Raw genomic sequence first — 25,413 nt, 5'->3', positions numbered from 1 at the left:
ATGGTAAACGTTGGAATTGAGGCAATGAACATTTTCGGCGGTTCCGCATCTGTGGATGTTACGGATCTCGCAAATCATCGGCGGTTGGATACCGCTCGATTGGAAAATCTGATGATGAAGGAAAAGGCAGTGGCGTTGCCTTATGAGGACCCTGTTACCTATGCTGTTAACGCTGCCTTCCCGATTGTTGAGAATTTGAGCGAAGAGGAAAAAAAACGTATCGAACTGGTAATTAGCTGTACCGAATCCGGTGTGGATTTCGGCAAGTCTCTCAGTACTTATATCCATGACTATTTGGGCCTGAACAGAAATTGCCGGCTGATGGAAATTAAGCAAGCATGTTATTCCGGTACGGCAGGCTTTCAGATGGCCGTAAATTTTATTTTGTCGCAAACTTCTCCGGGAGCCAAGGCTCTGATAATAGCAACCGACATTTCCCGTTTTACCGTTGCCGAGGGAGGGGATGCCCTGACGGAAGATTGGGCTTATGCCGAACTCAGCGCCGGCGCGGGAGCAGTAGCGTTACTGGTAAGTGAGAAACCGGTTATCTATCAAGTGGATGTTGGAGCAAATGGTTTTTATGGCTACGAAGTCATGGATACCTGTCGTCCGGTACCTGACAGTGAGGCCGGTGACTCGGATCTCTCTCTGCTTTCATACCTGGATTGTTTTGAAAATGCATTTATGGAGTATAAGAAGCGTGTTGTGAATGCGGATTACCGTGATACTTTTCAGTTTCTGGCATTTCATACGCCGTTCGGAGGTATGGTAAAGGGCGCGCACAGGACTATGATACGGAAAATGGCAAAAGTTAGTGTAAAGGAGCTTGAGGAGGATTTCAAAAATCGAGTTTGGCCCGGTATTCAGTATTGTCAGCGTATCGGTAATGCGATGGGGGCCACGGTGTTTCTTTCATTGGCTAGCACAATATATAATGGAAACTTTGATGTGCCAAGGCGTGTGGGTTGCTTCTCCTACGGCTCTGGATGCTGCTCCGAATTTTATAGCGGTACGGTCACCCCGGCAGGCGCCAGTCACCTGAGGAAAATGAAGATTGAGCATCATCTCAATGATCGATATACACTGACTTTGGCAGAATACGACAAGTTGCTGAAAAATAACATCAGTGTAAAGTTCGGAACGAGAAACGTAGAGCTTGACTTCGATATTATTCCGGGTGCCAAAGCAGCGATAAAAGGGAAGAAACGCCTGCTGTTAAAGGAGATTAAGGAGTTTCATCGGGAGTACGTATGGGGAATATAAACTTTAATACGCTTAAGATTGAGCACAGAGATAACACCTGTTTCGTACAAATCCACAGGCCAGAAGCCAACAATACAATTAACAACGAATTGGTTGATGAGTTAGCGCAGATCTTTTCTGAATTGACAGTCTCCAATACAACCCTTGTCGTATTAGAAGGTTTACCGGAAGTATTCTGCTTTGGGGCTGATTTTTCGTCGATGGTGGAAAATCAAAGGGAAAGCGGAGACGCTGGTGATGGTCTCGGGCATAGCCCTGAGAAACTCTATGATCTATGGTATCGGATGGTAACAGGGCCGTTTATCACCATTTCCCATGTAAAGGGAAAAGCCAATGCAGGAGGTATTGGTTTTTTAGCTGCCAGCGATATTGTACTGACAGATGAGTCAGCACAGTTTAGCCTTTCCGAGCTGTTGTTTGGACTGATACCTGCTTGTGTTATGCCCTTTTTGGTTCGCCGGATCGGTTTTCAGAACGCCAACTATTTTACGCTTATGACTCAGCCGATGGCGGTGGAAAAGGCGTTTTCATTCGGATTGGTTGACGCATATGACAGCAACAGCCAACTTTTATTACGTAGACATTTGATGCGTCTTAAATGTCTGTCGAAGAAGTCAATTACCCGGTATAAAAAATATATGAACAGCTTAAATCCAATTGCCGAAGAGGCGAAGATAGTGGCACTGAGAACCAATTTAGAGGTATTTGAAGATCAGGACAATATCAACGCTATTTCCCGTTATGTATCAGAAGGGGTATTTCCCTGGGAGGCAGTTGGTAATGGCAATTAATAACGTCTATCAGGAGAATGGGGCTGTCATACTCGAGGATATTGATACAGATATTGTCAAGATAACCATGCAAGACAGGGTTAACAAGAACACGTTTTCCAAAGACCTGGAACTCGGGTTACAGCGCGCGTTTGAAGCTGTTCAACAAAACGGTTGTTATAAAGTGGTCATATTGACAGGCTATGACAGTTATTTCGCCGCAGGCGGAACAAAAGACGGCTTGCTTTCGTTGCACGAGGGCAATGGAAAATTTACCGATATGGCGTTGTATGACTTGCCGTTACGTTGTGAAATACCTGTTATTGCTGCTATGCAGGGACACGGTATAGGGGGAGGTTTTGTGATGGGCCTGTTTTCCGATATCGTGATACTTAGTCGGGAAAGTGTTTACACAACAAATTTCATGAAATACGGTTTTACCCCGGGATTCGGTTCCACCTATATCTTGAAGGAAAAGTTAGGCCTGAGTTTGGCTCAGGAAATGCTTACAACAGCTAATCACTATCGTGGCTATGAGTTGAAAAAAAGAGGCGTACCGTTTTCTGTGTTACCAAAGGATGGTGTTTTGGAGCATGCGGTGGAGCTGGCGAGGTCATTAGCGGAAAAGCCTCGGGTTTCCTTGGTGACCTTGAAGGCGCATATGGTTGAGGAGGTTCGAAGTAAATTGCAGAGTGTTATTGAAAAGGAAGTTGCAATGCATGATAAGACATTTCATCTGCCCGAAGTGGGAGAGCGGATAAAGGTGTTATTCGGTAGTTAGATCCGAATGTGAAAATGGGAAGTAAAAACTTAAATGGGTTTGATACAGCTATGGAAAAAAAAATTAACGAATTAAGCGAGTGTCAGGATCAGGTTGTCGAAGATGTGAAGCTTGAAAAGGCGTCATTATATGCAGGGGAATATTACAACTGCTCTTTTAGAAATTGTAGCTTTGATGCTGTTGATTTTTCGGGTTGCCTGTTCGAAAAATGTGAGTTTATATCCTGCAGTATTGTATTGCCAAAATTTGACAATGCCAGGTTTTTCGATGTGTCATTTAAGGAGTGCAAGTTCGTAGGGGCAAAATTCAGTGTTTTAAGCGACTTTGCTGTTTCGTTTAGCATTTTCGACACTGTTTTACTATCGTGTTCATTTACCGATATGAGCCTGCCCAAAACAAAATTTGAGAACTGCAAAATTAATGACAGCTTGTTTGAAAATTGTGATCTAAGAAAGTCGAGTTTCTCTAATTCCAGGTTTGATGCTGGTCAGATTATCAACTGTGACCTGAGGGAATGTAATTTTCTGGAGACAAGTGGTTTCAATATCAATCCTAATGAAAACAAAATCAAAAATGCCAGATTTGATGTCAGCAATGCGTTAGAACTTCTTAACTGCTATGGATTGAAATATAAATAGGCTTTTGGTGATTAAAATAACTTTTAAAGTGAGGAGGTACAATGCCGGTGACGGATACAGCGGTTAAACAGCAGTTGGTTGGATTTGCCAAAGAAAGTATTATGACCAGTGATGATGTTGTCATCAGTGTTTATACATTGGGGGACTTTAGAAAACCAACACTTATTTGTTGTAATGCTGTTGGTGTATCAAATGATATACTTCTTCCATTAGCCCGAAAGCTTTCGGATGATTACTCCCTGATTACGTGGGATACCCGGACATTGAGTTCGGGGCATGACTTTAATGATAATATTGATGTAAGTCTTCAGCGCTTGGCGAAGGATATTGAAGAGATTCTCGATTACTATGCCATTGAAAAATGTCAGATTCTAGGATGGTGCAATGGCGCGAGAATCGCGATGAAATTTGCCTGTTTGCACGGCAATAGGGTTGAAGCTCTGTCTCTGTTTAATGGTGAGTATATTTACGGGGATAAACCGGCTGTTTATGAAAAAAGCCATTGGCGGGTGATGTCTCATATCGCAAAAAGCAAGGCAAATGCCGAAAGCTATTTCTCTGTGTTCAACAAGTCAGATAGCGGTGGTATGTCGGATGCAGATAACTCTACTAGCGGTATCTGTAATTATCGTAGTGCAGAGTTAAAAGGATATGTTGAACAGCCTTACCGTACCATAAACAGTCTATATAACTACGCAAAAATTGTTAATGAGATTACAAAAGAGCCTATTTCCGGTGAGGATTTTGCTATCGACTGTAAGGTTCTGATGATGTCAGGGCTTGAAGATAAAATGGTGAGCATCGATAGTGCAAGAGATGTTGCAAGAGATCTACAAAATGTTGAATACAGGGAGCTGGCAAGCATAGATCATTATGGGCTTTTCAATGCTGTTGATGATTATTTTCAAAATATATCAGATTTTATCAACAGAGAATCCGTAGAGTCATAATCTTATCGTTAGGTAGCAATGCGAAGGTTGATGTGAACTCTTCTCGTCAACCTACTTCTATTACATAATGTTGTATAACTTCACAGTTTATTTTCTCGGTGCGGCACAGGGTGCAAATGTGAAAAAAAGCAATCTTCAATATTTGTATCAGTGAATAGCACTACTTAATTCAAAGACCCAAATGGTACTTAAAGCTGTTCTAGGATTTTTATCATTCTCTGCAAAACCAAAGGGGTACGCTGGACCAAACTCACCGGTGGTAACTGCGATATATTGTCTGTCTTCAATCATGAAGCTGATCGGTGTACCATTTGGAACGCTATTTAGACGTACTCGCCAAAGTTCATCACCGTTAGCGCTGTCATGAGCAGAAAATACGCGGTCTCGAGAGCCGTAAAATAAAAGCCTCCCTGCAGTAGCCAGAACACCTGTACTCGGAACAGTTCGATATCGATGAGTCCATAGATTTTTTCGGGCCGTCAAGTCATAAGCGCTCAGTCCACCGAAATTTCCATCACTATCCGGCCTGGGAATTACATTTTGACCAAAGTTTCCGTGGGGTATATCGCCGGGGGATAGATTGCGTATCTTCATACAGGCTTCCCTGTACGGAATGTACAATATTTTTGTGTCTGGGTTGAGTGCAGTGGGGCGCCAGGTTCTGGCTCCTATAGCATCAGGACACACTAAGCGTGTTTCTCCCGCAGTGGGATAGGCCTCGGGTGCGATCTCCTTCTTCCCGGATATTGGATTAATTGCCTTCACCATATTTTGCAACCCCAAATCCAGAGAAAATAGATAGGAGCCCTTTGTTGCATGCAAACTATCAAATATAGCTTGTTTACCGCCGGTTATGATCGATTTGTGTGTGGTGCCGTTGTTTGAAGAGGTTGAAATGGTTCGTTCAAATGCCCAGTCATAGTTCCATTGGTCGTTTGCTAGATGTTGAAAATGCCAGGCCAATTTTCCTGTATTGATATCGAGTGCCAGAGTTGAGTTGGTATAGAGCCCGTCATTATTGGAATCGTTGTCTTTCAAATCACTTAATAGTTGTGGTTCGTAGGTATTTGCGGTGCCGAAATAGACCAGTTTTGACTCGGGATCATAGCTGCCGGGAACGTAGATACCTGCTCCCTGGCGTTTATCCGCGCTAATTCCATTCCAGGTATCGGAATTGCCACCAGGTTTTTCAATTGTGTAGAAGCGCCACTTCTCTTCGCCGGTATCGGCATCAAGTGCGACGACGAAGTTTTTGCCTGGATTTCTATTTGTTGTTGTACCAAGCACCACTTTACCGTCGGCGACCAGTGATCCACTGGAAAATATAGTAGTGTTTGAATTAAGTATGGGGGTATCCCAGACAACTTCACCTGTTTTAACATCAAGTGCCGAAACATTCCCATTGTCGGTAGTCAGGATCACAGTATTTTTATAAATGGATATTGCGCGCGGACCGAGATCGCGGGGAGAGTCGAATTTCGGTTCTGGTTCATAGCGCCAAAGTAAGTCGCCGGTTTGGGCATTGAAGGCATAGAGAAGGCTGCCAAATCCATACATAAACATGACACCGTCGTGTACCAGCGGGGTGGATACATTGCGTCCCTCTGGCATATTCCAGCTCCATACCACCTTGAGGTCATTCACGTTGGCTGTGGTGATTTGTTTAAGTGGGCTGTATCCATGTGCGTCGTAAGTTCGCCGCCACATCAACCAGTCGGCATCCGGAGGGGCAATCAGCATCTCATCAGTAACAGGCGTAATTCTATCCAAAGGGTTGTCGCGCGGGTTGGGGGCAGGCGGAATGTAAATGGCATTATTTACAGTTGGTCCGCTGGACGGGAGCGGGAGCGTAATGGCGGATAGTTGTTTGATGTCTGCTCTCAGTTCCTCATTCCCTGAAGGGAGTCCGGTTACCTGGAACATGTAGCTTAAAACGTCAACATACTGTTTATCACTAAGTGATCCTGGTAAACCCTTAGGCATATTTTTTCTGATGTACTGCAATAAATCGTTAGCAGATCGTCCGCCCCATACACTGTAGAAGGCGTCGCCGGTAATAGGTGTGGCGAAACCTCCGTCGTTCAGGTTATTACCGTGACATGTAGCGCAGTTTTTCGTGTAGATGATTTTTCCCTGTCCGGCTTGTTCGATCGTATAGATTGGAAAAGCATTATCAGATTGATGTGTATTCGCATCCGCAAAGAGATGAGAGCTGGAAATCAGGGTTGAAGCAAACAGAGTCGATAAGGTGGAAAGGTGGAATATTTTAAAAATAGCTGCACCGTCAGTATGCTTGGTGATACTTCTGCTTTTCATCATTTAGCTGAACTCAAATTAGTCAGGACGATGGGCGGTATTGTTGTAGAGGTAATATATCGTTGTGATTGTTGTCGAATTCAAACCTGTGCCCGAAGAACTATGAAATGGAAATTTGATGGACATGTCGTGACCACCTATTCAGATTAGGCATGCTACGTAGGTTGTAAGCTTATAGCAATGAATATATTATAAATATATTCTTAATATAAAATTGGTATGGTTTTGATAATGTAGTGTTATTGTCGTCAAGTTTATGAGCGTGATTGTTATTTGCGGTGTTTTTTGAGAAATCATGTACCACCCGCATAGCGGGTGGTTTGATGAAAACCCCCAGAGGGGGCTGTGGTCATAGCAGGAGTTCTTCCTGCCTTTTCTCCTCAACTTCTTGGCTACGAATATATTCTCTTATTACCCGCTCTTCCAAACCTACAGTGCTAACACAATAACCCCTAGCCTAGAAGTGGAAGCCCGTGGAATTCTGCTTCCTTCCCAGATAAGCTCGATGGATTTTGATCGCCGATTTACCTTTCAAAAACCTATTGTATTCGCTACGCTAAATTTTGGCGGAATACTCTGGCAAAGGTGTATGTGATCTGGAATTGCGTGTCCCTCTACCAAATCAATCCCCTGCCTTCGGCATAAATCTTTCATAATCTTGCCAATATCCCGCCTTAAACTCTCGTAGAGTGAGTGTTTCCTGTACTTTGGCACCCAAACTATATGGTACTTACAGTAATATCTAACATGAGCTTGGCTTTGCCAATCATCATCATGATGACCTCCTTCATTTTGAATATCGCGGTTCGTTAATGGAGGGGGTCATCTACCATAGCGCACGCCGGAACGGCAGAGCCTATGCGTGTCTCACCGCCAGGGGTGGTAGCTTACCAAGCTTTAATTAAATAGTTGAAATTATCAATAATCTACACTTTTTAAGTGTCGTGATAGTTTTTTAATCTCAATATATTAAAAATATATCCTTAATATATTGGTGGTCACAAGAAAATTCTGTAATAGAATTCTGACCACGAGATAGGCAAATTTCGCGGCAAATATTGAAGCGTTACGGAGCTTTTTGTGCTGTTAAAATCGCTGATTTCTGCAAGCAGTAAGCTGTATCCACAGAAAAAAATTCTTCGGATTATTTTATATTTGCGCACATATCATATTTTATTCAAGCAAATGCTTTGATAGGCTTTTTATATGGGAAAATATTACATTGGATTAGCAAATGGCGCACATGATGGATCTATTTCGATTGTAGATGGTAATGGAAATATTGTTTTTGCTGAGGATACCGAGAGATATCTTCAAAATAAAAGGGCGTGGGGATGCCCATCGGATCAATATGGCCGGGTGAAACGGTTGTTTAAGAAATACTGCAGTGACTGTACAGAGTTGGTTATTGCTAACTCTTGGAGGGAGGGGACCGCAGAGTACTTCTCTGAATTTTTGAAAAAAAATGTAGGTGATGTCTTCGGCAGTAGCCTGAAGGAGTCAGAGCGTTATCACAATTTTTCTGTGTATTCCGCCTTAAGAAATTTGATTGCCGGAATATACTCCGGCACTGCTGGTATCGCTTCCTGGGCGGGAACCGGTTGTAACAGTATCGCTGTTTCTCTCAGGGAGTATGATCATCATCTGGCCCACGCTGCGGCAGCGTGCTATTCAAGCCCTCATAAGGATGCTGTGTGTGCAATCCTTGATGGTAGCGGAGAGGATAACAGCATTGATTTCTATGAATATAAGGACCAGAAAATAATTCGTATTGAACAAGATATATGTGCAGCGGGAAATTACGCAAGCCTTGGTGTGTTTTACATGTATCTGTGTGATATCTGCGGTTTTGACAGCCTGGAGGGTGAAGAGTGGAAGGTTATGGGGTTGGCGCCTTATGGTGTTGTCGACGAAAATCTACATGCAATGCTGAGTTCTACAATTACGGTAGATGGACTGAGCCTGCATGATACGGATGAAGAAAAACTGAAACAGTTTAAGGCCGAATGCGACCGATGCAGAGTAAACGGGGACGAGCTTCCTGTTCCGGTTGAGAATATTGCGGCTACCGGACAGCAGGTCTTTACAGAAAAGACACTGGAGTTGCTTAATAACTTGCATGATCTGACGGGCGCGGAAAATTTGGTGTTTGGTGGCGGGTGTGCGCTGAATTCGAGTACCAACGGGCTCATTGTAAGTAATACCAATTTTGAAAATCTTTACGTGTTTAATGCGCCTGCAGATAATGGTAACTCTCTTGGTGCAGCCCTTCTTGCTTATTACCAAGATAACCCGGAAGAACGCCCTGAACTTAATGTTCAAAGCCCTTACCTGGGTTCTGATATGTCCACAGGCACATTGGATAACATTGTAAAATTTGGCTGCATTCCAACGCTTAAACATTGTCCGGAGGATATTTGTCAACAGGCGGCAAAATTGTTAGCTGACGGCAAAATAATTGGTTGGGTGCAAGGGAGGGCGGAATTCGGACCGCGAGCTCTGGGTAACCGCTCGATTTTAGCAGACGCACGTTCTCCAGGGATTAAGGATGAAATTAACAGCCGGGTGAAATTTCGTGAAGAATTCAGGCCTCTTGCACCTTCAATTCTGCATGAACACGGCGAAGAATACTTTATTGATTACCAAGAGTCGCCTTATATGGATCGCACGCTTATGTTTAAGGAGGCCGTACAGGAAAAAGTACCTGGCGTGGTTCATGCCAATGGAAGTGGGCGTCTGCAAACGGTTAAGCGCGAGTGGAACGAGCGTTACCATTCGTTGATTAGTTCCTATTATGACTTGACGGGTGTGCCTTTGGTGTTAAATACAAGTTTTAACGTGATGGGAAAGCCCATCATTGACAGTGTTGAGGATGCTATTGCAGTTTTCTACACAACAGGCCTTGATGCCCTTGTCATCGAAGACTACTTAATCGTTAAGGAATAAACTTTCGTATTTCGTTGGGTTCCCAATTGATGATTGGTCTATTAAAAGTGCGCAGATTTGGTGAGATGGTTGCTTTACTGTCACGGGATCAGCGTATTCAGTTGCTTCTCTTTCGTCGTAAGTGATATTAGCCGTCAGTACATTGTTTTCTAAGAGTACAAATTATGGAAAAAGACATGACATATATTGATGCTCTCAACGAAGTGTTGGAGATTCAGGGCTTAAATATTGTAGAAATTCATAATGAAACGGTTCTTTTAGGAGAAAGTCCAGATATTGACTCGCTCACTGCTGCAATGTTCCTTATCAAGGTCGAAGAAATTTCCGGAATTGCGGATTTTTCAAAGCGGCTTATGTCGTTGCCTACAAAAAATATTAGATTGGCAGATGTTGCTGAATTAGCGGAAAGAAAATGAAGAAGAATTCTACGACTGTCTGGAAAATAGTCTCAAATTACAATATGGATATTTTTTCTCGCTTTCTCAAGCGAGACTCCATCGCAGAAGACGTGACACCCTCGCTATACAATAATGTATATGAAGAACTGTTTTTCAGCACATTCAACGCAGACATTCTATTGATATGGTTAGATCTTAATATATTTCCAACCTACCGCAATCGTAAGAGTGAGTGCACTATAACGCTTGACTCAATTGAAGACGAGGTAAACAAATTTCTCTCGTATATCGACAATATTAAAAACAAATACAAAAATGTCATTTTTGTTAATTGGGACGACTATTTTAACTACAGGGGAGATGGGAGTGCAAACTACTGTAAACACGGAGCAAGCTATCTCATTGATCGCATAAGGTTGAAAACAGCTGAACGGTATTTGGAAGACAACCAGGTTTTGATTGTTGACTTCAAGCATATCAAGGAAAAGGTGGGTGGTTATGGATTGGATGAAAAGCTCTACTATGCGACAAAATGCCCTTTTTCTGTTGATTTCCTTAATGTGGCGACTTCTGAAATCGGGGCCGCTATAGATTGTTTAAAAGGTCAGCAAAAGAAACTCATAGTTCTTGATCTCGATAATACCTTGTGGGGCGGTGTGATAGGTGATGATGGGATAAGTGGTATCAGGTTAGGTGGCCATGATAGCGTGGGAGAGTCATTTGTAGATTTTCAGGAAGAACTGAAAAACTTGAGTAATTCTGGGTGTCAACTGGCTATTTGCAGTAAAAATTATGAATCTGTCGCATTGGATTGCATCAGTAAACACCCGGATATGGTGCTAAGAGAGTCAGATTTCGTTGCAAAGAGAATTAACTGGGAACCCAAATCATCCAACATTTCCAACATCGTCGGCGATATCAATATTGGGTTACAGTCTGTGGTATTTCTGGACGATAGTGCGTACGAGAGATCCGATGTGAGTAATACGTTAAAAGGTGTCCTCGTGCCGGAAATGCCTGACCAACCGTATTTTTATAAGAGAATTCTAAAGGAGCTTCGCTGCTTCGACCGGTTGTTCGAAACTGATGAGGATAAGAAGAGAACGGAAATGTATCGAGTGGAAGCCAAACGCCAGTCTGATTTTGCAACTGCTACTATCGACAGGGATACCTGGCTTAAAGGTCTGTCGCTTGAATTAAGAGGCGAACCGCTGTCAGATGAGAGCAGGGAGAGATGCTTACAGCTCTTGAACAAAACCAATCAATTTAATTTATCAGGTAAAAGATATACGGAAATTGAATTTCATGAAAATCTGGATAAGCACTCTGTGTTGAATTACAGGTGCTCAGACAAGTTTGGTGACTACGGAATTATTGCTGTTGTTATTTATAAAATGGCGGGAGAAGTCATGGAAATAATCGACTTCGTTATGAGTTGCAGAGTGATGGCAAGGGGAGTGGAGAGCGCCATCATCGCAACGTTGGCTGAAGAAGCGAAGATTAAAAATCTAAAAGAAATACATGTTCGCTATATTAATACCGATAGGAATATTGCTATCAAGGAGTTTCTTGATAAGAACCTGGAGCCGCTAGAAGGCAAGAATTCAGTTTACCTCATCTCTGATTTGGATAACGTTTCTATGCCAGGCTATATTAAAGCAATTTTTGAACCCGAGCATTCTTACGGTCTGGTGTAAGTATTTTATTTTTTGTCAGTGATAGTCAACTTTACGATTTCGAGATGATTAATCGATGGATTTTAAACCTATGAAGCCAGTATATGTATTTCCCGGACAAGGATCACAGCACAGAGGTATGGGTAAAGATCTTTTTGACAAATATCCGGAGCTGGTTGAGCAAGCAGATGAACAGTTGGGATACTCGATAAAGGAGCTTTGTCTGAGTGACCCGGACCGTGTACTGAATAAGACGGAATATACACAGCCAGCACTCTACACAGTCACCGTGTTGAGCTATCTGGATAGAGTGAAAAATGGCGGAATGTATCCTGAGTATGTAGCAGGGCATAGTCTTGGAGAGTACTGCGCTTTATTTTCAGCCGGAGCGTTTGACTTTATTACCGGTCTGAAACTTGTTCAAAAAAGAGGGGAGTTGATGGGGCGGGCCGGAAGTGGTGGAATGGCAGCCATTGTTAATGTTGACCAGCAAAGAGTTAAGGAAATACTGGCCGGACTTTCATTTGGCAATATTGAAGTCGCCAATATCAATTCCAAGTTTCAGTGCATAATTTCAGGCTTGTACGATGATGTATTTTCAACGGAAGTCGAAACTGTATTTGAAGATGCCGGTGCTCAGGTTGTTCCTCTAAATGTACGGACTGCCTTTCACTCTCGTTATATGGATGATGCTCAAAAGGAATTTGAAGTTTTTCTATCAGGTTTTGATTTGTTACCCTTGAAGATAACTGTAATATCGAACTATACGGCGCGCCCTTATCCTAGTGATGGTTACAAGAAGTATATGAGTCTTCAGATCTCTCATCCGGTCAAGTGGTATGAGTCCATATCCTGGTTAATTGCGCGTGGATATACTGACTTTGAAGAGTTGGGGCCCGGTGATGTACTCACTAAACTGTCCAAAAGAATAGTGGATGCTCCCCTGGAAATTGAAAGTGAAGATGTCGGAAGCACAGAGGTAGCAGGGGTTGGTAACGACAAGAGTCGCGTGTCAACTGCATCGGGTAAGGGCAATAACCCTAAAATTATTTTTATGTATGGTGGTCAGGGTTCGCAGTATTATCACATGGGGAAGGAGTTATTTGATACAAACGAAGTCTTTAGAAAAAATATGCTGCTTTGTAGCGATAAACTCTATCATGATCTAGGGATCTCTCTGGTAGATATTATCTACCCACAGTCAAAACACGGGGGTGAATTCGATAATATTATCTATTCTCACCCAGCGTTATTCGCTATTGGCTATAGCCTGACTCAAACACTTCTTGATAAAGGTGTTGAGCCCTTCGGTGTTCTTGGATATAGCCTGGGAGAGTATATTGCAGCTACTATTTCAGGGGCCATCTCACTTGATGACGGTTTGAATTTGGTTTTGACCCAGGCCAGGTTGTTGCAAAGTCATTGCCGTGAAGGGGGGGTATTGAGTGTACTGGATTCCGCAGACATATTTAGGCGACGTAGTGACATTTTTTTGAACGCGACTCTTGGTGGTGTCAACTTTTCCAATAGTTTCTTTGTGAGTGGTCTGGATGACGAGCTGAGAGATATAAAACTGAATTTAAACCGTGAGGAGATTGCATCAGTGAGGCTGCCTGTGCGGTATGGATTTCACTCCGATGCCATCGATTCAATTAGAGATGAATTTTTGGCTTATGCATCAGGGATTTGCGTCAGTCATCCCATTATGCCTGTTTATTCGACAGCGTGTACAAAAAAATTGAACTCTGATGTGATGGAATCATTTGCAAGTTATCTTTGGAATGTTGTCAGGAATGAAACGAACTTCAATAAGCTGATAGAAAACGCCTTTAATCCAAAGGAAGATTATACATTTGTGGATTTAAGCCCAACAGCTACCCTTTCAACCTTTTTGAAGCATGGTTTCGGTAATGGCTGTCAGCATGATTATGCGATAAACCCCTTTGGCAGGAATAATGAAACATTGGAAAAACTGGTATCGCGATTGGCCATTTAGTTGAGAATACGAATATTGGTTTCTGGAAGACTGAACGTGAAAGGGTATTTATATGTTTAGGTTGTTAGGAATGCTGTCTGCAGTGATCTTTATCGCATCTTTGCTAAATGGATGTTCACATGATGAAGCAAAACATAAAGCGGTTATCGAAGATATGGAGGCTTATCGCTCCATTATGGATCTTCAAACTGACTATCTGCTTTTGATAGATCGATTGTTTATGCATTCAAAAGGGATGAGGCCGAGTGAGATTTCCATAGCAGATCTTTTGTTCACTGAGGATGCTGAGTGGATTTTACATGCGGGGGCAAACGAGCGGCGGGTCTTTAGTGGCAGAGAGGGGCTGGCTGAACTCTTTAAGACCTTCAAAAACTCGTTTAACGGTAGTTACGTCAAGCATTTTACGACAAATCCTAAAATCGAAATTTCCGGAGATACAGCGACCAGTAAAGAGACACTATTGATTTTGTGGTCAATTCCAAATACTGATAAAAACCACTGGGTCATAGGTTCCTATAAAAATGAATTCAGGAAAACGTCGGATGGAGTTTGGCGGTTTGAGTCGAAAACGACGCGTATCGAAAATAAATCAATTTGGGATTCTGTAGCCTATAAGCTTGAATGTCCCACAGTTGATGGGAAGCCTTTACCGTGCATTGAAAGGCCGGTCAAATCACCACTATAGGCCTAGGTTAGGCGATAACGAAGTGCGCCAGGGGAGCTCTGTCTGTAAAATCTATATTGTAAGTTTGCAACGGCTCCTGAAGCGGATTGTTGACAGAGGATAGTTGGTTACAGACAGTCGGTTACAAGGGTTGATAAAATGATCATACCAGTTTTATACAGCCTTGCTCTGAAGAGCTTGTAAAAAGGGTCTTTAACGGAATCAATGACAAGGACGATTTCTAACCCAGTTAGGCGATTTCTGCAACAGAATATATTGTGTTCATAAGAGAAACTAATTTGTGTTAGTTTACCTCGTATGTGCGTAGAAACCTTGAGATCTGGTTAAATGACTATCAGTGATGATGGATATGATGAACTGACTTGCTCGCTAAAAAATTTGGAAAGGTCAATAAAGAGCAAATCCAAAAAACATGCTAAGGACCAAGAGGATTCAAATGAAAAAGGTGAGCTGACTTCAAGCAGTGAAGAATATATCGACAATAATGATGCTGAAAAGCTCCCATCAATACCATCGGATGAAAGGTTCTTTCAAGATAGAAGCCTTACAGATTTGGATTGGAAAAACCTGGATAAGCAGGAACTTACTTTTAAAAACTGTGTAATTTCCAACTCCAGTTTTGTCAATGCCAATTTGAATGGTCTGCACCTTGAAAGTTGCAAGGTGTTTAACTGTAATTTTGAGAACGCGAGTATTGAAGATGCCGTTTTTAGAGAGTGTATATTTTACGAAAAGACTCATGGAAATGGCTGCAACTTCAGATTGACAAATTTAAGACGATCTAAGTTTGTTCGGTGTGATATCTCAATGAGCAAATTTTCTCGAGCGGATCTTTTCCAGATCACACTTGATGAGTGTCAGGCTTAGGGGTGCGAGTTCGACTTGGCAAACTTTTCAAATATGATCAGTAGAAAATTACTAGTTTCTGCGGCAAGCCTGACCAGGACAAATTTTAGATACTCTGATTTTGAAGGTGTTCATTTGGAAAAGTGTGCTCTATCGGAAAGCAAATTTATTGCAGTTAATTTCTCAAGAGCAAATCTGGAGGGTTCAGATCTCACTAACACTGAGTTTGCCCCTAGTCTGTATGATGGTTTGTCAGTTGTTAACGCAGACCTGAGAAATGCGGATATAAGAGAGATAGGTGTAATTGACTTGGATTTTTCAGGCGTTAAGATATATGAGTGGCAGCAGGCATCTTTGATGGAAAGTATTGATATCCTTATATTCCCTGATAATTAGCCATTTTAAGATTTTCAAAATGCTATATCAGTCTCTGTTCATGTGTCTTTTCACATAAGTCATAATAGCATAGAAAAGGTAACAAGTATGATGAAATTTCTAACTGTTATTATTGCTTTTGTTTCATTAGCTGCTATTGGATATAAGCTATGCCCCGCGATGGTTAAGTCGGGAGACAAAAGATTTTCAGCAGGGTTGCAACCAATACCTGTGGCAACGGTAACAGTTGAGCCCACAAGTTTATCCCGTTCGCTATCAGCCATTGGAGTCCTAGAGGCTGTTAGACAGGTAAAGATTAGTTCTGAAGTGACTGGACTGGTTAGAGAACTATCGTTTCAGGCTGGTCAGCAGGTTAAAACGGATCATGTATTGTTGCAGATTGATGATGCCGAAGAACAGGCGAACCTAAGGCTTTTCCGTGCGGAGTTAAGCTCCCTTAAAAAAGAGTTGGAGCGGGTTAAAAAGCTAGGAGGTTTAGCGTCATCGCAATCGCGCATTGATGAGGCGCAAATGCTCTTCGAACGTTCTCAGGCGAATATTGACCACACGCTTGCGATGATTGAAAAAAAGCGTATAAAAGCGCCATTTGCAGGGACTATGGGTATAGCGAAAACTAAAAAGGGAGAACTGTTAAAGTCTGGCACTGTTATTGTCTCAATGACGGACACCACTCGGTTCCTTTTAAACTTTTCGTTAGCTGAACGCGTGATTGAAAAAATTGACATTGGCCAGTCTGTAGAGTTTCGGGTTGATGCTATTCCTGATCAGGTATTTTTTGCGACCATCGCAGCCGTTGAACCAATTATAGATCAGAATACTCACATGATATCCGTTCAGGCAGAGCTAGCTGAAACTACACGACGATTAAGACCTGGTATGTTTGGTCATGTGTCGGTGCTACTGGATCCTCTGTCTAACGTGCTGCTTTTGCCAGAAACAGCAGTACAAGTGACGACTTACGGTAATTCGGTTTATCTGGTCAAACAAGATCAAACGGGTGAGTATTCGGTTGTCCGTGTTGGGGTGAAGATCGGTCGGCGTCAAAATGGACAGGTTGTTATTCAAGGCGGACTTGGTCAAGGGGATGTTGTGGTTGTCTCTGGTCAGAACCGTTTGCGGGATGGTGCGTCAGTGGTGGTAAAAAGTGATTCAAAAACCACACCTATGGTTATTACACAGACATAAATCCCTTGGTTTTCGCTTCTATTTCTTATCATGTTTGCATGGTATCTAGTAGCTAATCTAAGGATTCTCTGTATATATAGAATACTCTCTAAATGAATATAGTTTTAGAGTACCTTGATGTCATTCACTCCTGTAGATAGTCATCTTGAAAGTCCACCTTTGATATTAGATATTTGTTATGGCATTTACAGACAAATTCATTAAATACCCCATTCTCGCATTTGTTTTCAACATACTGATTTTGGTAGCCGGCGTGATAGCCGCTACACAACTCCCTTTACGTGAATACCCGGCTTTGGAGTCGACAACAATATCGGTGTCGACCGACTACCCGGGAGCGTCTGCTGAGATGATGCAAGGATTTGTTACCACGCCGATTGCGCAGGCAATTGCATCAGCCTCTGACGTTGAATATATTCACTCCGATACCGTACAAGGAAGAAGCACGATTAATGCACGTCTAAAACTAAATGCTAATTCCCATCAGTCAATGACAGAAATTATGGCAAAGATAGATGAAGTACGATTCCGTATTCCAAAAGAAGCAACGGACCCTGTGATCATCAAAACCAAGGGGAATGCGATATCTATCATGTACATTGGATTCGGTTCGGAGGATATGAGCACCCCGGAGATTACCGACTATATCGAACGCTCTATTTTACCAAGACTTACTTCCGTTGAAGGTATTGGCAGCTTGGGGTTGGCAGGAGATCAAACCTTGTCTGTGCGTGTATGGCTGGATCCTGTTCGCATAGCTGCTTATGGGCTCTCGGCCAGTGATGTAGCCCAGGTTTTAAGGCAGAATAATGTGCAGGCCGCTTCGGGAAAAATAACCAGCCAATTTATCACTACATATATTAATGTCGATACCAGCGTTGACAGTTTGGATGACTTTCGGGAGATGGTCGTCAAGTCTGACGGGAATAATTTGGTGCGTGTAAAAGATATAGCAACGGTTGAGTTCGGGGCAAAAAACCTGGATCAGTCAGCGAGGCAAAATGGTCGTCCCGTTGTATTCGTAGCGGTTAACGCTTCCCCAACCGGCAACCCGCTGGAAGTCATAGCAGACGTAAAGACAACGTTGGAAAGTATGGAGAAAGATTTCCCGCAGGGGCTTACATCCGAAATAGCCTTTGATGTTTCTCGATTTATCTCCGCATCTATCGAACAGGTGATCGAGACGCTACTTGAGGCAATTGCAATCGTAGTATTAGTTATGTATCTGTTTTTGGGCTCTATTCGGTCTATTCTGATACCCCTGGTTACGATACCTTTATCAATTGTAGGCGCTGCTCTTTTGATGTGGATATGTGGTTTTAGTATAAATCTCTTAACACTGCTGGCTATGGTGTTGGCGATAGGGCTTGTTGTTGATGATTCTATTGTTGTTGTGGAAAATGTATTCAGGCATATAGAAGCGGGGGAGTCACCAATCAGGGCATCCCTTTTCGGAGCAAGAGAAATCGTACGACCTGTTATTGCGATGACTATAACCCTGGCGGCTGTATTTGCGCCTATAGGATTCCTGGGAGGGCTTACAGGAAGTCTTTTCAGAGAGTTTGCTTTTGCATTGGCGGCTGCTGTACTTGTCTCCGGAATCGTAGCTTTAACCCTTTCCCCAATGATGGCGTCATATACGCTTAAACCGTTCACCTCCAGAACGTGGTTTGCGCAATTTGTCGATCGACAATTTTTCAGCTTGAAAAACGGTTATCGGAGTGCACTAACAAAGGTATTGCATTATCGTTTTATTGTTCTGATTCTTGCTTTTATGATCTCTGTCGCACCAGTGTACATGTATCGCAACTCCCAACATGAGTTATCGCCAGTAGAGGATCAGGCCACGATTTTGACTGCAATGAAAGGGCCACAGCATGTCAATATAGATTACACAGAATCGTTTTCCAAAAGACTTGAAGAGAAATTCAGGCAAGTTCCCGAATCCAACGGCACATTTATTATCAATGGACCGAATGTGAATGAAGCATTTGGAGGCATGACGTTTACTCCATGGGAGCGGCGTGAACGTAAGGCAAGCGATATTCAGCAGCAGTTGCAAATGGATGTCAGTGATATCGAGGGGCAGCAAGTTTTTATTTTTCCTTTGCCTACGTTGCCTGCGTCAACGGGTGGTATGCCGGTGCAAATGGTTGTCAGTAGCTCGTTATCGGAGCAGACGATTCATGATACCGTCGAAGCATTAAAAGATGCAGCTATAAACAGTGGCCTGTTCATGATATTGGATAGTAATTTGAGCATAGACAAGCCCGTGATGTTGCTTGATGTTGATCGCGACAAAGCCAATAAGCTTGGAATTCGAATGCAGAATATCAGTGATACTTTGGCGATTTATATCAATGAAAATTACATAAACCGGATAAATATTGGTGGGCGTACCTATGAAGTCATACCACAGGTTGCCGAAAAATACCGTTTAACGCCGTCGTCATTTGATGACTTTTATCTAAATACTGATAGTGGTGTACAGGTTCCGCTATCAAGCGTTATCAGTATCAGGGAAACCGCTGAACCCAATAAGCTCTACCAGTTTAACCAATTAAATTCTGCCACTCTGGGCGCAATACCTGCTCCAGGCGTTAGTATGGGGGAAGCAGTGGGGTTTTTACAACGATACGCAGATAGCTCGTTTCCAGATGGCTTTAGTTATGACTGGCTGGGAGACTCCAGGCAGTTCGTAAAAGAAGGTAACGAAATCATGATAATGTTTGCATTGGCAATACTGGTTATCTATCTGACGCTAGCGGTTCAGTTTGAAAGCCTGCGAGACCCAATTGTTATTATGATGAGTGTGCCCCTTTCACTTTTTGGCGCACTTATCCCGATCTATTTCGGCTATACAACGATAAACATATATACGCAGATAGGATTAGTCACTTTGATAGGGTTAATCAGCAAGCATGGAATTTTGATCGTTGAGTTTGCTAATCAATTACAAAATAACGAAAAGCTCAGTCCAAAAGAATCGATTATCGAAGCCTCATCAGTTAGATTGCGGCCAATATTAATGACAACAACGGCCATGGTTGTTGGTCTTTTGCCGCTAGTAACTGCTAGCGGCGCCGGAGCTGAAAGCCGGTTTGCGTTGGGAGTCGTTATTGTAGTGGGAATGTTGTTCGGAACCTTGTTTACTCTATTTGCTGTCCCCGCCTTTTATACCCTTGTTGCCTCCGATCATAGTCAGAGTGAAATGATTGAGCGCAATTTGGCATTGGAAGGTGCCTAATGCGCTCTAATCGATAAGCAGATTCACCTTCTGTATCCACAGGTTTATGTTCGCGGTCTATGGCCATATCTAATAAGAATAGAAAGGCCTTATAAAGGAATTATCTATATAATGCCTTCGATTACTTTAACGAAGGATTAATAACAAAAAATATATTTTTATATTTATGAGAATTAACCACTACGTCGATGAAATAGCACGTTCGATGGTGAATAAGGTAAAGAAGAAGTCAGTTGTATCTTTTTTTTCCAAAGCTATTTTATTCAGTGTCCTGTTTTCTGCTGGTCTTTTGCATGCTGCTGAAAGTGGCCTAGAGACTGTGGTAGTTACTTCAACGCGCGATCAGTTACCAATTAGCGAATTAGCGAATTAGCGAATTAGCGAATTAGCGGGTAATGTGGCTGTAGTTGAAAATAATGCCCTACAGCTGGTAGGGCATGTGCATGTTCAAGAGGCTCTGGCTCGTGTGCCCGGTGCCAATCTAGCGCGGGGTAATGGCCAGGAATATCTGCCAGCATTACGCTCTCCGGTTTTGACCGGCGCGGGGGCTTGTGGCAGCATGCTGTCTGCGATGGATGGTATTCCTCTTCGTGCTGCAGGTTTTTGTAATATCAATGAGTTGTTTGATGCTCATACAGAAATGGCCAAGCGTATCGAAGTTGTGCGTGGTCCTGGTTCAGCCTTGTTTGGGTCCAATGCCATGCACGGGGTGATTAATGTAATAACTCCCTTGGTTGATGCTCACGGTGGCAGAGGATTCAGTTTGGATACGGGTTCTCACGGTTATTCGCGCCTTAAAGTATATGGCTCACGGACTCAAGATCAGCATGGTTTTCGTGCTGATCTATCGGTGGTACATGACGATGGTTATCGTGATGATTCCGGCTTTGACCAACAGAAGCTAACCCTGCGCCATGAATATAATGATGATGCTCTGGAAGTTACAACCGCCCTGGCAGTAACTAACCTTAATCAGGAAACGGCGGGTTATATCACGGGTTTTGAGTCTTACAAGGACAGTGATTTGAGAGACTCTAACCGCAACCCTGAAGCCTATCGTGACACGCAATCCCTGCGAATCTCTACTCAGGTTAATTATCTATTGCGAAATGGTACTCGACTGACAGTGACTCCTTACCTGCGTTATACCGATATGGATTTCTTGCAACATTTTTTACCAGGTGATCCTTTGGAGAAGAACGGCCAAAAGAGTATCGGTGTGCAGTCTGTTTATCGTGTAAGTTTGGTAGATAGCGTGGCGTTAGCGTTTGGCTTGGATTTTGAATACACTGATTCTTTTTTGAAGCAAAGTCAAGACAAGGTTAAGCATTACGACTATCAAGTGGATGCGCTCACAATCTCACCATACATGTATGCCGACTGGCGGCTAACAGACATACTCTCAGTAACGTTAGGTTTACGCTACGAAGTCATGGATTACGATTACAGTAATCGAATGCAGGATGGACATACCGATGAAGATGGTATTCCATGTGGTGGGAGTACATTTGGTAGTTGTCGCTATAGTCGACCTAGGGATAGCGGTGATAGCTTTACAAATTTATCGCCAAAACTGGGTCTGCTTTATACATTAAGTGAAAATCAGCAAGTCTACCTGAACCTTTCTCAAGGTTTTCGTACCCCCCAGGCTACCGAGCTCTATCGCTTACAGAGGGGGCAGTTGGTAGCCGATCTGGACTCAGAAGAATTACTAAGCGCTGAGTTAGGTTATCGGGGCCATCAGCAAAAACTGGCTTACGAAATCATTCTCTATACGATGAAAAGCAGAATGTCATATTCCGTGACTCAAGCTTTTTTAATGTGACCGATGGCGAAACTCATCATAAAGGATTGGAGTTGTCGCTGAATTATGATTATGCTGAGGTTGTGGACTTGGCATTAGTCGCTACCTATGCAGAACATAAATACCACGGTGATGAAATGTATTCTGCTGTTTCCATTGATGGTAACTATGTTGGTTCAGCTCCCAAGATTTTCGGTTCTGCTCGTTTGGGTTGGGAATATAGTGATCACGGTCGTATTGAATTGGAGTGGCTTAATCAGGGAAGCTATTATACCGATCCGGAAAATAAGCGCTCTTATGAAGGGCATGATCTGATTAATCTTCGATCCTCTCTAGTGATTACTGGTAATTGGAGTGTTCAGGCTCAATTGACCAGCGTAACAAATGCCAAATATGCGGAACGTGCTGATTACACAGATTTTAGTGGTGATCGCTATTTTCCTGGTGAACCTAGAGCTCTTCGTTTAAGCATTGAGGGGCAGTGGTAGGTCAGATATTCCACTTAATATGAGATTGAATATTTGTCTTGGATATGAGGCAAGTTGCAGTTATTGAAGAATAAATTTTCGATACAGAAAATATTTTATGAATAAAAATCTAAATCTACATAAGATGATTTTATGATTATTGGTGAAAATGAAATACATGTCTGGCTTGTTTATGATGAAAAGATGTGTAATGAAAATATAATTTCAGATTACTTTTCAATATTAAGTAGTGAAGAAAAATACAGACAAAAAAGATTTTATTTTGATAGTCATCGTCGCCAATATTTGATTACTAGAGCCTTTGTTCGCAGTACATTGTCGCATTATAATAGTTTTATTGATCCATCTAGTTGGAGATTTTGCAAAAACGAATATGGTAAACCTTCTATAGAAAATAGATTAGATATTCCTTTAAATTTTAATGTGTCTCATACTAAAGGGATGATCGCGCTGGCAGTTTCTAGGGGGGCACATATCGGTATTGATTTGGAATGGAAGTTAAGAGAAAGCACACCATTGGATATTGCTAGAAATTATTTTTCGTCACTTGAAGTAAGGAATCTTTTTTCCTTGCCGGAAGATCAGCGAATAAATCGGTTTTTTGATCTGTGGACATTAAAGGAGTCATATGTCAAGGCTTGTGGCATGGGGTTATCCATTCCCTTAGATCAGTTTAGCTTTTCATTCTATCTGGATAGATATATTGGAATAAGTTTTGACGAAGGTTGGAGTGATAACAATAGGAATTATTTTTTTTATCAGTATGATATCAATAGATTATATAGAATGTCTCTATGCATAAGGGAGAAAGATGCGTTACTTAGTGACTATTCACTAACTTTTTTAGAGGCCATACCGATGAAGAATTTTTTTGTCACTCCTCTAAATCCATGCCGTATTAGCAATTTTCTGTGATTGATATTTAAAAAATCCATTTTGATGTGATGCTCCTATTTGAATCGAAGGCTTTCCGATTCTTGGAGGTAAATCTAGTGCAACAGCTTATGGAGAGATAGTCCCGAGAAAATGAAAAGCTTACACAATAAGTAAAAGATCTGCATCCATTAAGGTCAAGGTGACAAATCGGTGATGGGGAGCTTTGGCCTGCCCAGATTGAGATAGATCTAATAGATCTAATAGATCTGTACAACCCAGTTAAGCAATAATGACCTTAACTAAAGTCCAATAAATTATCACAAGAAAGAAATGTTCGAAAGAATTTAAGCTGGATGCGATTGGCTTGGTTTTGGAGCAGGGGTAGGTCCGCCAAAGAAACGAAGTGAAATACGAGTTTCCCACCGGAAGAAAGAAGACCTACCCTGTTGGTACGATGTGACGGTTGTTGAGTGTTTCCAGTAGCCAACGTCTGCACTCGTATTTATGTTGCAAAAACCCGAACCAATGTGAATCAGAAATGGCAGAGATGAGAGATGAGAGATGCGGCTTAACTGACGTGTACAGAAGTGCCGGAGCACGTCAGATATCGAAAAAGTGAACGATGCCGGTACGGGATTGGAAAGAGGCAATGAGCCAGTTTGTGATTCTGTTCGGCGATCTAACATCACTGTGATTAACCGCCATTTACACAGAATAATTTACAACCTCTCTTGTTTCGTAATTATTATTGTTTAAAGGAAGGGATGGCACTGTTTCTCTATCATTTTTCTGCTGGTAAGATATTTCTCTTAAAGTCCCTGGCAGAAAATCTATTCTGCTCTTGTAAAAAGTTCTTAAATAGTCTCTCAGTTCTTCGATCTTGTCATCTCCATACAGACTTAAAATTAGTGAAATATCCTCTCTGTAATTATCTTGCGTTCCACACTCACAAACACGAATATAATGTAACCTGTTATTGATGTTATTTATATTTAGCTCGATTTGATTGTTTCCGGATTGTCGGGCCAAATCTAACATCAGTTTTTCGAATGATCTAATAAGATGGTTATTGCAAAGATTTTCATGTTGCACACCTGTATTTGTAATCGATCGAAACGAAAGGCTAGATTCCTCATTCTTTACTTTTCTGTTTAAAATTATTTCGATTGATTTTTCAAGTAATATATAGTTGAGTTCGTAAAGGTCAAGAATATCAGGCTCTATCAAGTTTTTCATAAAAAACCCCATTCTGGGGACCATGACAATTATATCTTCTGCTGAGAGTCTATTTAATATTTCTCTAACAGGGGTGGTGCTGACACGAAATTGCTCGGCTAACATATCAATATTAAGTCTATTACCTGGAGGTATTTGTCCGGTGATAATACACTCCTTAATATCGTTATAGACTCGATTAATAGTATTTCGATCATTTACTTTTTTATTCGAATCAACCCTTCGGCAATAAGTGCATTGATATTCCATTTTTTAGGTCTCCATTCAATTAGGGTAACTTTGATTGATTTGTAAATTTTGTAATCGTTGCTTGATTTTAGAAAGGCGTGTTCAACGATTAGAGCGTATTGAGGTCTTAATCTTCTATGCTTAAGCCAAAGTGTAGGTGTAGCGATAATGCTGGCGTCGACAAGGTTGCGTCACTGAAGCTTTAGACCCTGCGCTTCCAGATTTTCCTGCGCCGACTCAAATAACCGCTTACCGAATTTATACCGCTTGGTGAAGCGACGAAAATTGAGAATGGTGGTCTCGTCGGGGATGCTGTCAGAGAGCCTCAGTCCGGCAAATGGCGAATTGGCTCGCTCTCGTACAGAGAATCCTCTATGACAGAGTCGTTGAGGTTATAAATCAACTACATTAGTGAATAATGCTTTCCTCCCCCCTTTTACCTTGGCATATTTGTTGGCTAATTGTTTCTCAAACCGTCGCAGGGAGAGTCAAGTGTTTCGATTCGCTCCAGAAATTTCTCTCGGAGGGTGTTACGCTTCTTGAAATTGTATCCTGCTCTGGTAAAGGTTACTTGAGTCATAGCTTTCTCACAACTGTAGATCCAGGCTGCACTTTCTCAAAATTTTATCTGTTTTCTGAGTATCCCTAACTTTAGGTATTGATATGCGCAATGAAAACAGATAAATAA

At 42.1% G+C, this 25,413-nt stretch carries 19 protein-coding genes and 1 pseudogene; 17 read left to right on the top strand and 3 right to left on the bottom strand.

The features are described from left to right. From ACJJIK_RS09415 to ACJJIK_RS09395, 5 genes are read left to right on the top strand one after another with little or no spacing between them, the layout of a single operon-like run. Entirely contained in the window at positions 1-1,263 is a 1,263-nt protein-coding gene (locus ACJJIK_RS09415) for a hydroxymethylglutaryl-CoA synthase family protein (protein WP_444944870.1), read from the top strand. Next, positions 1,251-2,054, top strand: coding sequence for an enoyl-CoA hydratase/isomerase (locus ACJJIK_RS09410; protein ID WP_444944869.1), 804 nt, complete (start codon positions 1,251-1,253; stop codon positions 2,052-2,054). The genes ACJJIK_RS09415 and ACJJIK_RS09410 overlap by 13 nt, the downstream gene beginning before the upstream one ends. Continuing rightward, positions 2,044-2,814 carry a polyketide synthase gene (locus ACJJIK_RS09405; protein ID WP_444944868.1) on the top strand — a complete coding sequence of 257 codons (771 nt, stop codon included), beginning with the start codon at positions 2,044-2,046 and terminating at the stop codon, positions 2,812-2,814. The genes ACJJIK_RS09410 and ACJJIK_RS09405 overlap by 11 nt, the downstream gene beginning before the upstream one ends. A gap of 14 nt (positions 2,815-2,828) precedes the next feature. Continuing rightward, positions 2,829-3,452 carry a pentapeptide repeat-containing protein gene (locus ACJJIK_RS09400; RefSeq protein WP_444945052.1) on the top strand — a complete coding sequence of 208 codons (624 nt, stop codon included), beginning with the start codon at positions 2,829-2,831 and terminating at the stop codon, positions 3,450-3,452. A 41-nt stretch (positions 3,453-3,493) separates the two neighbouring features. Next, complete coding sequence (locus ACJJIK_RS09395) at positions 3,494-4,402, top strand: alpha/beta fold hydrolase (RefSeq protein ID WP_444944867.1); 909 nt, start codon at positions 3,494-3,496, stop codon at positions 4,400-4,402. A gap of 147 nt (positions 4,403-4,549) precedes the next feature. Here the strand turns inward: ACJJIK_RS09395 and ACJJIK_RS09390 are convergent, their stop codons facing one another. Both ACJJIK_RS09390 and tnpA read right to left on the bottom strand, forming a co-directional pair. Continuing rightward, positions 4,550-6,721 carry an outer membrane protein assembly factor BamB family protein gene (locus ACJJIK_RS09390; RefSeq protein ID WP_444944866.1) on the bottom strand — a complete coding sequence of 724 codons (2,172 nt, stop codon included), beginning with the start codon at positions 6,719-6,721 and terminating at the stop codon, positions 4,550-4,552. Positions 6,722-7,067: 346 nt separating this feature from the next. After that, positions 7,068-7,516, bottom strand: a pseudogene (gene tnpA, locus ACJJIK_RS09385) (IS200/IS605 family transposase). Between the two features lie 408 nt (positions 7,517-7,924). Between tnpA and ACJJIK_RS09380 the strand changes: the two are divergent. The 12 genes from ACJJIK_RS09380 to ACJJIK_RS09325 all read left to right on the top strand — a co-directional run bounded on the left by ACJJIK_RS09380 (position 7,925) and on the right by ACJJIK_RS09325 (position 23,300). Next, entirely contained in the window at positions 7,925-9,664 is a 1,740-nt protein-coding gene (locus tag ACJJIK_RS09380; protein ID WP_444944865.1) for a carbamoyltransferase family protein, read from the top strand. Between the two features lie 164 nt (positions 9,665-9,828). Further along, a complete protein-coding gene (locus ACJJIK_RS09375) occupies positions 9,829-10,080 on the top strand; it encodes a hypothetical protein (protein WP_444944864.1) in 252 nt (83 codons plus the stop codon). After that, positions 10,077-11,759 carry an HAD-IIIC family phosphatase gene (locus tag ACJJIK_RS09370; RefSeq protein ID WP_444944863.1) on the top strand — a complete coding sequence of 561 codons (1,683 nt, stop codon included), beginning with the start codon at positions 10,077-10,079 and terminating at the stop codon, positions 11,757-11,759. Before ACJJIK_RS09375 ends, ACJJIK_RS09370 begins: the two co-directional genes overlap by 4 nt. Before the next feature lie 55 nt (positions 11,760-11,814). After that, a complete protein-coding gene (gene fabD, locus ACJJIK_RS09365; RefSeq protein WP_444944862.1) occupies positions 11,815-13,734 on the top strand; it encodes an ACP S-malonyltransferase in 1,920 nt (639 codons plus the stop codon). A gap of 52 nt (positions 13,735-13,786) precedes the next feature. Continuing rightward, complete coding sequence (locus ACJJIK_RS09360) at positions 13,787-14,419, top strand: nuclear transport factor 2 family protein (RefSeq protein WP_444944861.1); 633 nt, start codon at positions 13,787-13,789, stop codon at positions 14,417-14,419. Positions 14,420-14,746: 327 nt separating this feature from the next. Next, positions 14,747-15,286 (top strand): pentapeptide repeat-containing protein, encoded by a 540-nt coding sequence (locus ACJJIK_RS09355; RefSeq protein ID WP_444944860.1) that lies wholly within the window; start codon positions 14,747-14,749, stop codon positions 15,284-15,286. 15 nt (positions 15,287-15,301) lie between these two features. Next, entirely contained in the window at positions 15,302-15,661 is a 360-nt protein-coding gene (locus tag ACJJIK_RS09350; RefSeq protein WP_444944859.1) for a pentapeptide repeat-containing protein, read from the top strand. 87 nt (positions 15,662-15,748) lie between these two features. Continuing rightward, on the top strand, positions 15,749-16,846 hold the full coding sequence (locus ACJJIK_RS09345) for an efflux RND transporter periplasmic adaptor subunit (protein ID WP_444944858.1): 1,098 nt from the start codon (positions 15,749-15,751) through the stop codon (positions 16,844-16,846). 178 nt (positions 16,847-17,024) lie between these two features. Continuing rightward, complete coding sequence (locus ACJJIK_RS09340; protein ID WP_444944857.1) at positions 17,025-20,093, top strand: efflux RND transporter permease subunit; 3,069 nt, start codon at positions 17,025-17,027, stop codon at positions 20,091-20,093. Between the two features lie 376 nt (positions 20,094-20,469). Then, positions 20,470-21,918 carry a TonB-dependent receptor gene (locus ACJJIK_RS09335; protein WP_444945051.1) on the top strand — a complete coding sequence of 483 codons (1,449 nt, stop codon included), beginning with the start codon at positions 20,470-20,472 and terminating at the stop codon, positions 21,916-21,918. Continuing rightward, entirely contained in the window at positions 21,915-22,385 is a 471-nt protein-coding gene (locus ACJJIK_RS09330) for a TonB-dependent receptor domain-containing protein (RefSeq protein WP_444944856.1), read from the top strand. Before ACJJIK_RS09335 ends, ACJJIK_RS09330 begins: the two co-directional genes overlap by 4 nt. A gap of 132 nt (positions 22,386-22,517) precedes the next feature. Continuing rightward, the gene (locus ACJJIK_RS09325) at positions 22,518-23,300 is read left to right on the top strand and encodes a 4'-phosphopantetheinyl transferase family protein (protein ID WP_444944855.1); all 783 of its coding nucleotides are present in this window, start codon (positions 22,518-22,520) and stop codon (positions 23,298-23,300) included. 666 nt (positions 23,301-23,966) lie between these two features. Here the strand turns inward: ACJJIK_RS09325 and ACJJIK_RS09320 are convergent. Then, entirely contained in the window at positions 23,967-24,746 is a 780-nt protein-coding gene (locus ACJJIK_RS09320; protein WP_444944854.1) for a GntR family transcriptional regulator, read from the bottom strand. Between the last annotated feature and the right edge of the window lie 667 nt (positions 24,747-25,413).

This window comes from Microbulbifer regidiadema (SeqCode), from assembly GCF_052466995.1.
This window is presented reverse-complemented; position numbering and strand designations above follow the sequence as displayed.

Coding starts and splice junctions, on each gene's coding strand:
- ACJJIK_RS09325 (WP_444944855.1), top strand. CDS start 22,518: ATGATTATTGGTGAAAATGAAATACATGTCTGGCTTGTTTATGATGAA.
- ACJJIK_RS09400 (WP_444945052.1), top strand. CDS start 2,829: ATGGGAAGTAAAAACTTAAATGGGTTTGATACAGCTATGGAAAAAAAA.
- ACJJIK_RS09340 (WP_444944857.1), top strand. CDS start 17,025: ATGGCATTTACAGACAAATTCATTAAATACCCCATTCTCGCATTTGTT.
- ACJJIK_RS09405 (WP_444944868.1), top strand. CDS start 2,044: ATGGCAATTAATAACGTCTATCAGGAGAATGGGGCTGTCATACTCGAG.
- ACJJIK_RS09355 (WP_444944860.1), top strand. CDS start 14,747: ATGACTATCAGTGATGATGGATATGATGAACTGACTTGCTCGCTAAAA.
- ACJJIK_RS09395 (WP_444944867.1), top strand. CDS start 3,494: ATGCCGGTGACGGATACAGCGGTTAAACAGCAGTTGGTTGGATTTGCC.
- ACJJIK_RS09415 (WP_444944870.1), top strand. CDS start 1: ATGGTAAACGTTGGAATTGAGGCAATGAACATTTTCGGCGGTTCCGCA.
- ACJJIK_RS09380 (WP_444944865.1), top strand. CDS start 7,925: ATGGGAAAATATTACATTGGATTAGCAAATGGCGCACATGATGGATCT.
- ACJJIK_RS09410 (WP_444944869.1), top strand. CDS start 1,251: ATGGGGAATATAAACTTTAATACGCTTAAGATTGAGCACAGAGATAAC.
- fabD (WP_444944862.1), top strand. CDS start 11,815: ATGGATTTTAAACCTATGAAGCCAGTATATGTATTTCCCGGACAAGGA.
- ACJJIK_RS09360 (WP_444944861.1), top strand. CDS start 13,787: ATGTTTAGGTTGTTAGGAATGCTGTCTGCAGTGATCTTTATCGCATCT.
- ACJJIK_RS09370 (WP_444944863.1), top strand. CDS start 10,077: ATGAAGAAGAATTCTACGACTGTCTGGAAAATAGTCTCAAATTACAAT.
- ACJJIK_RS09320 (WP_444944854.1), bottom strand. CDS start 24,746: ATGGAATATCAATGCACTTATTGCCGAAGGGTTGATTCGAATAAAAAA.
- ACJJIK_RS09375 (WP_444944864.1), top strand. CDS start 9,829: ATGGAAAAAGACATGACATATATTGATGCTCTCAACGAAGTGTTGGAG.
- ACJJIK_RS09345 (WP_444944858.1), top strand. CDS start 15,749: ATGATGAAATTTCTAACTGTTATTATTGCTTTTGTTTCATTAGCTGCT.
- ACJJIK_RS09390 (WP_444944866.1), bottom strand. CDS start 6,721: ATGATGAAAAGCAGAAGTATCACCAAGCATACTGACGGTGCAGCTATT.